The organism is Streptomyces sp. NBC_00454, from assembly GCF_041434015.1.
In the GTDB taxonomy this organism is placed as follows: domain Bacteria; phylum Actinomycetota; class Actinomycetes; order Streptomycetales; family Streptomycetaceae; genus Streptomyces.
Genome location: NZ_CP107907.1, coordinates 6,074,024 through 6,086,642 on the forward strand (window position 1 = coordinate 6,074,024; position 12,619 = coordinate 6,086,642).

At 73.0% G+C, this 12,619-nt stretch carries 11 protein-coding genes; all 11 read left to right on the top strand.

From position 1 onward, the window contains the following. Positions 1-57 precede the first annotated feature (57 nt). The 11 genes from OHU74_RS27935 to OHU74_RS27985 all read left to right on the top strand — a co-directional run bounded on the left by OHU74_RS27935 (position 58) and on the right by OHU74_RS27985 (position 12,616). Entirely contained in the window at positions 58-1,332 is a 1,275-nt protein-coding gene (locus tag OHU74_RS27935) for a cytochrome P450 (RefSeq protein WP_371618412.1), read from the top strand. Between the two features lies 1 nt (position 1,333). Then, a complete protein-coding gene (locus tag OHU74_RS27940) occupies positions 1,334-2,386 on the top strand; it encodes a UbiA family prenyltransferase (protein WP_371618413.1) in 1,053 nt (350 codons plus the stop codon). 7 nt (positions 2,387-2,393) lie between these two features. After that, the gene (locus tag OHU74_RS27945; protein WP_371618414.1) at positions 2,394-2,636 is read left to right on the top strand and encodes an acyl carrier protein; all 243 of its coding nucleotides are present in this window, start codon (positions 2,394-2,396) and stop codon (positions 2,634-2,636) included. Beyond that, entirely contained in the window at positions 2,626-3,843 is a 1,218-nt protein-coding gene (locus OHU74_RS27950; RefSeq protein ID WP_371618415.1) for a beta-ketoacyl synthase, read from the top strand. Before OHU74_RS27945 ends, OHU74_RS27950 begins: the two co-directional genes overlap by 11 nt. Positions 3,844-3,922: 79 nt before the next feature. Then, positions 3,923-5,110, top strand: coding sequence for a beta-ketoacyl synthase N-terminal-like domain-containing protein (locus OHU74_RS27955; RefSeq protein WP_371618416.1), 1,188 nt, complete (start codon positions 3,923-3,925; stop codon positions 5,108-5,110). A gap of 29 nt (positions 5,111-5,139) precedes the next feature. Next, positions 5,140-6,690, top strand: a complete 1,551-nt coding sequence (locus OHU74_RS27960) for a benzoate-CoA ligase family protein (protein WP_371618417.1) — start codon at positions 5,140-5,142, stop codon at positions 6,688-6,690. Next, positions 6,687-7,421 carry a thioesterase II family protein gene (locus OHU74_RS27965; protein WP_371618418.1) on the top strand — a complete coding sequence of 245 codons (735 nt, stop codon included), beginning with the start codon at positions 6,687-6,689 and terminating at the stop codon, positions 7,419-7,421. Before OHU74_RS27960 ends, OHU74_RS27965 begins: the two co-directional genes overlap by 4 nt. 10 nt (positions 7,422-7,431) lie before the next feature. Then, positions 7,432-9,894: a PEP/pyruvate-binding domain-containing protein gene (locus OHU74_RS27970; protein WP_371618419.1), complete on the top strand. Its 2,463-nt coding sequence runs from the start codon at positions 7,432-7,434 to the stop codon at positions 9,892-9,894. A gap of 25 nt (positions 9,895-9,919) precedes the next feature. Continuing rightward, positions 9,920-10,903 (top strand): 4-hydroxy-3-methylbut-2-enyl diphosphate reductase, encoded by a 984-nt coding sequence (locus tag OHU74_RS27975; protein ID WP_371618420.1) that lies wholly within the window; start codon positions 9,920-9,922, stop codon positions 10,901-10,903. Next, on the top strand, positions 10,900-11,985 hold the full coding sequence (locus OHU74_RS27980; RefSeq protein WP_371618421.1) for a polyprenyl synthetase family protein: 1,086 nt from the start codon (positions 10,900-10,902) through the stop codon (positions 11,983-11,985). The genes OHU74_RS27975 and OHU74_RS27980 overlap by 4 nt, the downstream gene beginning before the upstream one ends. Before the next feature lie 4 nt (positions 11,986-11,989). Continuing rightward, positions 11,990-12,616: a VOC family protein gene (locus tag OHU74_RS27985; RefSeq protein WP_371618422.1), complete on the top strand. Its 627-nt coding sequence runs from the start codon at positions 11,990-11,992 to the stop codon at positions 12,614-12,616. The last annotated feature ends 3 nt before the right edge of the window (positions 12,617-12,619 follow it).

Here is a 12,619-nt window from a genome sequence, read left to right on the forward strand (position 1 = left end):
CGCGCAAAGCCGGAATGGCCCCGGTGCTCGGCGGGCTGCTGTGAGAGAGGTGTGTGAATGACTGAAATCGAGAGCGAGCCGGTATTCGGGGCCGGGTCCGGAGAACTCGCCTTCAACCCGGCCGATCCGGCCCTCCAGGCGGACCCGTACCCCGCCTATCGCATTCTGCGCGACGAATTCCCGGTACTGCGCGGCCCGTTGGGCGCGTGGCTGGTGAGCCGCTACGAGGACTGCGAGATGCTGCTCCGGGACCGCAGAATGGGCAAGGACTTCGCCAACTCCAAGTTCTTCGAGCAGGTGATGGGCGAGGTCGGCGACGAGCCGCCGCCGTTCCTCGGCCTGGGCCTGGACGACTGGGACGCCAAGCTGTTCATGCTGACCGACCCGCCGGAGCACACCCGGCTGCGGGGCCTGGTCTCCCAGGCCTTCACCCCCGCCACCATCGCCGCCCTGCGCGAGTCGGTCGCCGCCATCGTGGAGGACCTGCTCGGCGAACTGCCCCGACACTTCGACGTCATGGAGCGGCTGGCCACACCCCTGCCGATCCGGGTCCTCGGCACCATGCTGGGCATCCCGGCCGAGGACCAGGCCCGCTTCACCGAGTGGTCGGCCGAGATCGCCGGCCTGCTCGACCTGGACGTCCAGCTGTCCCCCGAGACCGCCCGGGCCCGCCGCGAAGCGGTCGCCGCGTGCACCACGTACTTCGTCGATCTGGCCACCCGGCGCGCCGCGTCCGCCGGCGACGACCTCATTTCCACCCTGGTCCGCGCCCGGGACGAGGGCAGCGCCCTGACCACCCAGGAGATCGCCGCCACCTGCGTGCTGCTCGTCGTCGCGGCCCAGGAGACCTTCTCCAACCTGCTGGGCAACGCGGCCATCCTCTTCTCGCGCCACCCGAAGGCCTTCGCCCGGCTCGTCGCCGAGCCGCAGACGATGGACGCGACCCTCGACGAGATCCTGCGCCTGGAGCCCCCCGCCCACCAGGTGGGGCGGATCGCCCTGCAGGAGGTCGAACTGCACGGCCGGCTCATCGAACCGGGTGACGCGGTCATCCTGCTGGTGGCCGCGGCCAACCGGGACGAGCGCGTCTTCACCAACCCCGATGCCTTCGACATCGACCGCGACGGCAGGGGCCACCTCTCCTTCAGCCGCGGCATCCACTACTGCCTGGGCGCCCCGCTGGCGCTCATGATGGCCAAGGAGGCACTGCTCGGACTGACCGCGCGGATCACCGCGATGGAGCTGGCCGAGGAGACGATCGCCTACAAGCCCGGAATGGGACTGCGAGGCCCGGCCCGGCTCCCCCTGGTGGTCACCAAGAGGGCCGCCTGAGATGGGTGCGTACACGACCGTCCGGTCGAACGAGGCTCAAAGGCCCCCCGTCGCAAGGGCCGTGCTGCTCCTGCTGCGCAGCTGCAGCATCCGGTTCACCGCGTGCTACTGGGTGGGCTTCATGGCGGGGCTGTCGGCCAACGGCCGGCTCGACCTGAAATGGGCCCTGCTCAGCCTGCCGATGTGGCTCTCCTACTGCGTCGGGGCCGAGTCCGTGAACCGGTTGGCCGACCGCGAGGCCGATGTGATCAACCGGCCCGAACGCACAGCCCTGTGCGAGGAGTTCGGGTGGGCGCGGCTGAGACATGTCTGCGTGGGAGCCTGGGTGCTGTTCTGCCTCATGGGTGCAGCCCTGGTGTGGGAGCACCCCGGCGTCCTCCTCCCGGTCATGCTCCTGATCGACATCGGCATAGCCATCGGCTATTCCGTCGGCCCGACCTTCAAGCGCCGCCGAGTGCTGTCCCTGATCGTGCTCACCACACCCATGGTCACCCCGCTGCTCACGGGGTGGGCCATCCACTCGGACCAAGCCACGCCGCTCTCTCCCGTCGTGCCGATCGCGGTGGTCCTCGCGGCGTTCAGCCTGGGGCTGTCCGGGATCAAGGACATCACGGACGTCGAGGGGGACCGCGAGCTGAACTACAGCAGTCTGTGGCCGGCCCTGGTCAAGTTCCGGCGGGGCGCCGCCCTCTACGGGCTGATCGGCTCGCCCTTCCTGCTCCTGGCGCTCTTCGTCGCCCTGGGGAAGCTGCCGGTGATCTCGCTGCTGCTCCTCCCGCTCGCCGTACTGTCCGCGCTCGTCGTCGCCGCGGCCTCCCGGGCCGAGGCGCCCGAGGACCGCGAGGCCGCCCGCGAAGTGATGCACAACCACACCTTCTACTTCCTGGCGATCGCCCTCCTGGTGGCCGTTCCCGAACCGGCGACGGTCGCCGCGTTCCTGGTGAGCGTCGGCTTGTGGCTCCTGGCATCGAAGGCCCTGCACTGGTCCGGGGGCCTGAGCTTCGCCCAACTCGGGCGCTGGGGAGCCCTGTCCGCCAAAACCGCTGGAAAGTAGGAACAGCATGAACGAGTCAGACATCAGGTCCGGGGTGCGGGAGATCGTCGCGATCGTTCTGAGCCTGCCGCAGGAGGAAGTCCGGCGGAGCGCCCATTTCTACAACGACCTCGGTGGCGACTCGCTGCAGAAGCTCGAAGTCATCGCGTACGTCGAGAGCCGGTTCGGCTGCCGGCTGACCAATGAACAGGCCGCGACCAGCGACACCGTCGAGGACCTCACCCACCAGGTGGCCCTGCATGTTTCGTGACCACCGGGGACGGCCCCGCGTGGTGGTGACCGGCATGGGCCTGGCCTCCCCGCTGGGCAGCGAGGTGGAGACCTTCTGGGAGAACCTCACCACCGGCAAGGTGGCGACCGGCCCCATCACCCGGTTCCGTACGGACGGCTACCCCACCCACCGGGCTGGCGAGGTCAGCGACATCGGCCTGACGGCCGCGGCCGCGCCCGACGGGAGCCTCACGCCCCGCTCCGTCCGCTACGTCAGCCACTCGGCCTCCAGGGCGTTGGGCGACGCCGGGCTCCTGCACCCCGTCGACCCCCGGCGGGTGGGGATGGTGGTGGGAACGGTGATGGGGACCCGCCCGCACCTGGAGGAGCTGCGCCGCCAGGGGCGGGGGACCGGGGCGGACCGTTCCTGGGACACCCCCGGACTGCTGGCCGACGTCCCCGCGGCCCAGTTCGGGCTGCGGGGCCCCCGGCACGTGGTCGCGGCCGGGTGCGCCGCCGGCAACACCGCCATCGCGACGGCGGCCGACTGCATCCGTTCGGGCCGGGCCGACGCCATGGTCGCCGCCGGCGTGGACGAGCTGTCGCAGGCCGTCTTCCAGCTGTTCACGGCCCTGCGCGCGCTCGCCCCCGACCAGGTGCGCCCCTTCGACCGCGACCGCCGCGGAATGATGCCCTCGGAGGCCGGGGCCGTCCTGGTCCTGGAATCGCTGGAGCACGCGGTGGCCCGCGGCGCCACCGTTCTCGCGGAGCTGCGGGGGTACGCGGTGGCCGCCGACGCCCACCACATGACCGCCCCCCACCCCCAGGGCCTGGGCATGCTCCGCTGCATGCGGGACAGTCTCGAACAGGCCGGGATCGCCCCGCGGGACGTGGACCACGTCAGCGCGCACGGGACCGGAACCCCCGCCAACGACTCCCTGGAGGCAGCCTGCCTCGCGGAGTACTTCGGCGCGCACGGCGGCCGGCCCGCGGTCTCCTCGGTCAAGGGGATGCTCGGCCACTCCCAGGGCGGAGCCAGCCTGCTGGAAGCGATCGCCTGTGTCCTGGCCATCCAGCGCGGCCGGGTGCCGGGCAATCCCACGCTGCGGGAGGCCGACGAGGCCTGCGCGGACCTGGACATGATCACCGGCGCGGCCCGCGACATGCCCGTGCGCGTCGCGCTGAGCAACGCCTTCGGCTTCGGCGGGAACACCTCGACCGTCGTCTTCAGCCGGCACGCCGCCTGAGGCTGCTTCCCGGCCCGTGCCCCTCTCACACCCAAGGACTGATGTGGTTACCCCGAACCTGTCACCGCCGGCCGCCGGCGTGACCGTTACCGCAGCGGGTGCGGTCACGGCCTCCGGAACATCGGTAGCGGCACTCTTCGACGACATGCTGGGCCACCGACGGCCCTTCACCAGCAGGGAGATCCCGCGCGTCGCCCACACGATGCCGGGACCGCCGGACGAGCAGGACCAGAGGTCCGGCCGCGAGGTGTTCGCAGCCCACGTACAGGAGCCGCTCGACCTCACCGACGTGATCGGGGCGCGGGCGTACCGTTCCTTCGGCCGCGACAGCCGCCTGCTGGTCTACGCCGTGCACACCGCCGGAGCGGCGCCGGGCGCGGAGGCCGACGCCGACCGCACGGGCGTGGTCCTGGGCACGCTGCACGCGGGCCGCAACGAATACATCGCGATCCACGAGGCCGCCGGTGGCGGGACCGTACGACCGGTCAACCCCGTGTGGGGTCCCCAGTCCGGCTACAACGCCCCCGCCGCCCAGCTGTCCATCCACCTGGCCGCCCGAGGGCCGAACCTCACCCTGTCCTCGGGCGCCACCGCCGGCCTGGACGCGGTGGTCACCGGAGCCCAGCAGGTGGGCGCGGGCGTCTGCGACACCGTCATCGCCGCCGGCCTGGACACCCTCTGCGGCGCGGACCCGGGCCACCCCGGCACCACGACGTTCGGGGGAGAGGCCGTTCCCGAGGGAGAGGCCGCTGCCGTACTCGTCCTGCGGGACCGGACGCGCGACGGAGAGCGGGCGCTGACCAGGATCCTGGGCACCGGCCAGACCGCGGCGGCCCCCGCCGCCGGATCCACCGGGCCGCGGCTCGCGGGTGAGCTGGCCGGGGCCGCCGAGGAAGCGGTCCGCGCGGCGCTGGGCGAAGCGGGCCGGGACGCCGCCGAGGTGGGCCTGGCCGTCACCACGGCCTGCGAAGAGGGGCCCGCCGCCGAGGCCGAACGCGCCGCACTGGCAGCCGTCTTCGGACCGGAACTGCCGGTGTGCAACGCCACCGCCACGACGGGGCGCGCCGGCGGCGCCGACGGTGTCATAGCCGTCGCCGTCGCGGTCGAGGCGCTCGCGCGCGGGGTCGTACCCCCGGCCGCCGGGCCCGGGCAGCGGCCGGTGGCGCCGACGGGACCGCTGGCCCTGTGTCTGAGCGTGGACCGGGGAGGCAAGGCCACGGCCGTACTGGTGGGCGGCGCGGCGACGGAGCGGGAGGTGACGGCATGAGAGGGGACGGCATGGGAGGAGACGGCGGCATGAGAGGAGACGGCGTGCGGACCAACGCCGCATGGTGGTACCTGGACCGGCACTTGGGCCTGGACACGGCCGATGCCCTCTGCATCGTCGGCGACGAGGGCGAACTGACGTACCGCCAACTGCACGAGCTGGTGTGCCGGACGGCCCGGGTGCTCGACGAGGCCGGCCTCGCCCCGGGCGATCGCATCGTGACCGTGCTCAACGACGGTCCCGACGCCGCCGCGATCGTGCTGGCCGCCATGCGGGTGGGCGCCGTTCCCGTACCCGTGAGCCCCCTGCTGACCGCCGAAGAGCAGAGTTACGTGATCGCCGACAGCGGTGCCCGTGCCGTCGTGGCGGAAGCCATAGGCGGCGACTCGGCGCGCGACCTCGCCGGGCGTTTCCCCGGCACGGTTCTGTGGAGCCGCGCGGCCGGCGCCGCCCCGGTCCGCTGTCTGACCGAGGAGGTACGGCGGGCAGCGCCCCTGGAAGAGGTGGTGGGGCGTGCGGGGGAGGATCCCGCACTCATCCAGTACACCTCCGGAAGCACGGGCCGCCCCAAGGGGGTCGTCCACCTCCACCGCGGCCTGCTGGCGTTCCCCCAGGGCCTCGGCAGCCGGTTGGGCATCACGCGGGAGGACCGCTTCCTGTCCACCGCCAAGCTCTCCTTCGGCTACGGCTTCGGCAATTCGCTGCTGCTGCCCTTCTCGGTCGGCGCCAGCGTGGTGCTCTTCGGCGGCCGGTCCGAACCGTCCGCCGTGGCGAGCCTGCTGAGCAGGACCCGTCCGACGCTCCTGTTCGGCGTGCCGACGCTCTACGCCGCGCTGCTCGCCATTCCGGGCGCCGCCGAGCGGCTGGACTTCTCCTCGGTACGGCTGGCCGTCTCGGCCGGTGAACACCTGGGAGCCAACCTCGGCAAGCGGCTCGCCGAGGAGTTCGGGCTGACGGTGGTCAACGGCCTGGGGGCCACCGAGTGCCTGCACATATTCATGGTGACGGAGCCAGGGGTCTCCCCGCCCGGCACCACCGGCCTGCCCGTGCCGGGCTTCGAAGCCGAAGTGGTCGATGACCGGGGCCGGGTGCTCGGCGTCGGCGAGAGCGGACACCTGCGGGTGCGCGGCGCCAGCGTCGGCGACCACTACTGGGGCCGCCCAGGGCTCAGCGGCGAGACCTTCCGCGACGGCTGGGTGTACACCAACGACACCATGGTGCTGGACGCCGAGCGGGGCTGGATCTACCTGGGCCGCAACGACAGCATCCTCAACGTCGGCGGCATGAAGATCATCCCGACGGAGATCGAGGACGCGATCCACGCCGTGCCCGGCGTCGAGCTGTGCACGGTGATCGGAGTGCCCGACGCGGACGACGTCACCCGCATCGTCGCCCACATCGTCCCCGCCAACGGTGCGGGAGACGAACTGCGGGGACAGGTGCTGGCCGCGCTCAGGCGCACGCTGCCCCCCTACAAACAACCGCGAACCGTCCGCCTGGTGGACCGGATCCCCACCACCTCCACGGGGAAGACGGCCCGTTTCCTGAGCCGGGAGCGAGAAATGGAACGACGGTCATGAGGGCCGGACCCGAGCGGGTGGTGCTGAAAGAGGGCCACTCCTTCAACCTGATCTGCCTGCCGTTCGCGGGAGGTTCGGCACGCTCCTTCGTCCGGATGGCCAGGTACACCCCCGACTGGAACGTCACGGCCGTGCAGCCCCCTTCGGGCTTCGCCGGCGGCGAGCGCGGACTCGACGCGCTGGCGCACTTCTACCTCGGACTGCTGGCGGCGGACCTGCGCGGCCCGGGCATCGTGTTCGGGCACAGCCTGGGCGCCGCGGTCGCGCACCGCATGGTCCAACTGCGCGGCGACTGGCCCGAGGACCTGCACGTGGTGCTCTCCGCACCCCCCGTCCCCGACACGGACACCGGCGCACTCCTCGGCCTCGACGACAGGGCGCTGCTGGCGGCGACGGCGAAATCGGGCATCCTCCCCGACCTGGGGGCCTCCGAGGACCTGGTCCTGCGGTTCCTGCTGCCCGATCTGCGCGAGGACCTGGCGGTCCTGGGCCGGCGGGGCTGGCAGCCCGGCCCCCTGGCCCCGCCGGTCCACCTGCTCGGCGGCGCCGAGGACCTGGCCTGCCCGCCCGCGACCCTGGCGCGGTTGGCGGACCGCCTGGGGGCCTCGTCCACCCGCCTGGTGGAGGGCGGCCACATGTACGTGCTCGAGCGGCCGGCGGACACCGCCGGCGCCCTGCGCGACATCAGCGCCGCGCTCGCGGCGGACTTCCTTGATCTGCCTGCCCGATGAGGAGAAGCGAATGACCGACGAAACCCGCGTAGAACCGCTCGTGGTGGCCCTGGACGACCCGAGGGCGACGGACCGCTCCGAAGTCGGCGCGAAGGCCGCCGTACTCGCACGGATGAAGCACGCCGGGTTCCCCGTACCCGACGGGTTCGTCTTCACGGCCCGGGCCATGCGGCGCCACGTGGCGGGACTGGAGGCGCCCAACAGCGACACGGTCGCGGGGCGCACCCTGGACGCCGGGATCCGCAAGGCGGTCGAGGAGGTCGCCGACCGGCTGACGGGTCCCGTGGCCGTGCGCTCCTCGGGCATCGACGAGGACGGCGAGCACGCCTCGCACGCGGGGCAGTACTCCACGATCCTCGACGTCGAGGGCGCCGAGGCGCTCGACCGGGCGCTGCGCGCCTGCTGGGCCTCCGCGTTCACCACCACCGTACGCAGCTACCGGGCCGGCGCCGGCGCCGAGGGCGACGCTCCCCTCGCCGTCCTCGTGCAGCAGCTGGTGCGCGCCGAGAGCGCCGGAGTGGCCTTCACCGCCAACCCGGTCACCGGCGCCCGGGACGAGGTCCTCGTCAGCGCGGTCAACGGCCTCGGCGAGCAACTGGTGTCGGGGGAGGTCTCCCCGGACGACTGGACCGTGCCGACCGGTGGCGCGGGCGCTCCCGTCAACACCGCCGGCCGGCACGGAGCCCTCACCGCGGAACAGGCGCGGGAGATCGCAGAACTGGCCGAGCGCGTGGCCGAGGTCATGGGCGGACCGACGGACATCGAGTGGGCCCGCGCCGACGGCCGGCTCTTCCTGCTCCAGGCCCGGCCGATCACCGCCATGGCCGAGGCCCCGGCCGAACCGGTCCCCGTACTCATCGACCCGCCGCGCGGCTTCTGGTCGAAGGACAGCACGCACGCCCCGCTGCCGCTGCTGCCCATGACCCGCGAGCTGCTCGACCACAACAACGCCGTCCTGCGCGACGTGTGCGCCGAGTTCGGCCTGCTTCTCAAGGGCATGGCCTTCGAGACGATCGGCGGCTGGCGCTACATGGGCACCGTGCCGCTGTCCCCCGAGGAGGTGCCGGCCCGCATCGCCACCTGTGTCGAGGCCACCCGCGGCGACCGGGCGGCCCGGGTGATCGAGGAGTGGCAGGAGACGGTCCGCCCCCGCTTCGCGGAGCGCATCGCGGCCCTCGGCAAGGCGGACCCGCCCGCGCTCTCCGACGCCGAGCTGACCGCCCACCTGGGGGAGGTCCTGGCGCTGCACCGCGAGGGCACCGAGGTCCACTTCCGCCTGCTGGGCGCGGTGTCCATCGCACTGGGCCGGTTCGGCCTCTACGTCACCCACGCGCTGGGCTGGGAGCAGAGCAAGCCCTTCGAACTGCTGGCTGGCCTGTCCACCGAGAGCACCGGCCCGGCCCTGGCCCTGGCCGAGCTGGCCACCACCGCGGCGAAGGCCCTCGGCGACGGTGCCGGTGCCCCGACCCTCGCCGCGCTGCGCGCCGCGCTGGAGCAGGACGCCGGGTTCGCCGCGGACTTCGAGGGCTACCGCACCGCCTACGGCTGCCGCGCGCTCCAGTACGAGGTGGCCCAGCCGGCCCTGCGCGAACGCCCCGAGCTGATCCTCTCCCTGATCCGGGACCAGCTGACGCAGGCCACCGGTCCGGGTCCCTCCGGCGAGCCGGCCGCTCAGGCCCGGCTCCGCGCCGTCGCCGCCGCCCACGAGTCGCTGGCCGGCCGCCCCGAGGCGGTCCGCTTCGCCGAGCTGCTCTCCGCCGCCGAGCAGGCCTACCCCGTACGCGAGGACAACGAGTACTGGACCGTCAGCGCGCCCAACGCGCTGCTGCGCTGGGCCGTTCTGGAGCTGGCCGGCCGCCTCGTGGCCCGTGGCCTGCTGGACCGCCCCGAGCACGTGTTCTTCCTGGAGGCCCAAGAGGCCCTGGACGCCTTCGCCCAAGGTGGCGACCGGCGGGAGCTCGTCACCCGGCGGCGCGGCGAGCACCGCTGGGCGCTGGAGAACCCGGGCCCGGACGGTTACGGCGAGCGCCCCGGACCCCCGCCCTCCATGGAGCAGCTCCCGGCCGAGGTGCGCGAGACCATGGGCGCCTTCCAGTGGACGCTGATGCACATGGGCGGTGCGGCGCCGGCCCCCCAGCAGGGCGACGGCGACCTGCTGACCGGCGTGCCCGGCTCCGCGGGCCGCTACACCGGCCTGGTCCGCATCGTCCTCGACGAGGGCGAGTTCGACAAGATCCGCGCCGGCGACGTCCTGGTCTGTCCGATCACCTCGCCCGTCTGGTCCGTGGTCTTCCCCAGCATCGGCGCACTGGTGACGGACACCGGCGGCGCACTGTCCCACGCCGCGATCATCGCCCGGGAGTACGGCATCCCGGCGACCCTGGCCACGGGCAATGCCACCGAGATCCTGGCCGACGGCATGTTGGTGACCGTCGACGGCGCCACCGGCACCGTCGAGATCCTCGAAAGGTAGCCGCCGCGCACGGGATGGAGCTCTTGTGAAAGAAACCAAACGGATCGTCCTGGCCGAGCCCCGGGGGTTCTGCGCCGGCGTGCGCCGGGCCATCGGCATCGTGGAGAGGGCCCTGGACCTCTACGGGGCGCCCGTCTACGTACGGAAGGAGATCGTGCACAACCACCGTGTCGTCGGTGAACTGACCAAGCGCGGCGCGGTCTTCGTCGACACCGAGGAGGAGGTGCCCGAGGGCGCGGTGTGCGTGTTCTCGGCCCACGGCGTCTCACCCGCGGTACGGAGCGCGGCGGCGGGCCGCCGGCTGGACGTGATCGACGCCACCTGCCCGCTGGTCGCCAAGGTGCACCAGGAAGCCGTCCGTTACGCCCGGGACGGCTTCACCATCCTGCTGGTCGGCCACGCCGCCCACGAGGAGGTCGAGGGCACGTACGGCGAGGCTCCCGAGCGGACGCTGATCGTCGAGACCGTGGAGGACGTCGCCCTCCTGGACCTGGCGGACGACACCCCCGTGGGCTATCTGACCCAGACCACCCTGTCGCTCGACGAGACCGCCCGGGTCGTCGACGCGCTCAAGCGCAGGTTCCCCCACATCGTGGGACCGCACGGCGACGACATCTGCTACGCCAGCCAGAACCGCCAGAACGCGGTCAAGGAGTTGGCACGCGCCAACGAACTGGTGCTGATCGTCGGTTCCCCCAATTCCAGCAATTCGATACGCATGGTCGAAGTAGCCCGCGACCGCGGCGCCCGGTCCCATCTCGTCCCCGACGCGGGCCACTTGGACGAGAGCTGGCTGCAGGGCGTCTCGTCCGTCGGCATCAGTTCCGGGGCCAGCGCACCCGAACTCCTCGTCCGTGAGCTCGTGGAGAAGCTGGCGGAGCTGGGATACGGCGACGTCGAGGTGGCCCGCGGGGTCACCGAGGACCTCGTCTTCGCCATGCCCGCCCGGCTGACGGACCCCGTCACCGGGCGCATTCCGAGCACCCCCTTGGCCGAGGAGACACTTTGACCACCGCAGTGGACACCTTGCGGCGCACCGCCGAGCCGGTACCCGCCCTGCGCGCGGCGCGCGGCGCCGTCCTGAAGGACGTCGAGCAGGCCGTCGCGACCCTGCTGGAGGGCGAGCGGGCCCGCTGGAAGGCGGACGCGCCCCAGGCCCTCCCGCTCATCGGCGGGATCGCCGACCTGGTCGCGGCAGGAGGCAAGCGGCTGCGGCCCGCCTTCTGCGTCTCCGGCTTCCTCGCCGCCGGCGGCAGCGCCGGCGAGCCCGGACTCGTGGACCTGGCCGCCGCGCTGGAGATGCTGCACGTGTTCGCGCTCATCCACGACGACGTCATCGACGAGGCCGACACCCGCCGCGGCCGCCCGGCGCTGCACATCGCCCAGGCCCGGGCGCACGGCGCCGCCGGCTGGCGGGGCGACTCCGCACGGTTCGGGGAGAGCGCCGCGATCCTCGCGGGCGACCTGGCCCTGACCTACGCCGACCAGCTGCTGGCCGGGGCCGCCGCACCGGTGCGCGAGGAGTGGTCGCGGCTCTGCTCCGAGATGATCGTGGGCCAGTTCCTGGACGTGTCGGTCGCGGCGGAGTACAACGCCGACCCCGAGGTGTCCCGCTGGGTCGCGGTCTGCAAGTCCGGCCGGTACTCCATCCACCGCCCGCTCCACATCGGGGCGCTCCTCGCGGGCCGGACCGACTTGGAGGCGGGCTTCGAGGCCTACGGGCGCGCCCTGGGCGAGGCCTTCCAGCTCCGCGACGACCTCATCGACGCCTTCGGCGACGCCGAGACGGCCGGCAAGCCCACCGGACTGGACTTCGCACAGCACAAGATGACCCTGCTGCTGGCCCTCGCCGTCCAGCGCGACGAGCGGGTACGGGCCCTGGTGCTGCCCAGGAGCGGCGGCACGGACGGGGCGGACGCCGACGAGCTGCGCGCCCTGCTCATCGACAGCGGGGTGCGGGCCGAAGTCGAGGCGCGCGTGGACCACCTGGTGGCCGAGGCGATCGGCGCGCTGGAGCACGCGCCCCTGGACGACGCCTGGCGGCAGGAGCTGTCGGCGATGGCGTACGAGGTCGCGTACCGGTCCCGGTGACACGGTGGTTCCGGAAGAGCTCGACCACATCGTCTACGCCACGCCCCGCCTGGAGGAGACCGTCGGCGCCTTCGCCGGCCTGACCGGGGTGCGTCCGGCGGCAGGGGGTTCGCATCCCGGCCTGGGGACGCGCAACTGTTTGGTGGCCCTGGGAGGACGCTCCTACTTGGAGATCATCGGACCCGACCCCGGACAGCCCGCCCCCCAGCGGCCGCGCCCGTTCGGCATCGACCGTCTGACGGAGCCGAAGGTGGCCACCTGGGTGCTCCGCCCGGCCGACTTCGACGCGACGGTGCGGGCGTCCCGCGGGCGCGGGTACGACCCCGGGAGGACCGTGACGATGGGCAGGGCCGCGGCGGACGGGACGCGGCTGACGTGGCGGCTGACGGACATCGATGCCGCTCACCCCTCGGGGCTGGTGCCCTTCCTGGTCGACTGGGGGAGCGCGGGCCACCCCACCGGGGCTGCCCTGCCCGAGACCGCCCTGACCGGCCTGGTCCTGCGGACGCCCGATGCCCCGGAGGTCCGCTCGCGACTGCGGGCGCTCGGCGTGGGCGCCGCCGTCACGACGGGCCCGCGCCGGCTGGCCTTCACGGTGGAGGGCCGCACCGGCCCCGTCACCTTCGGCTGAAGC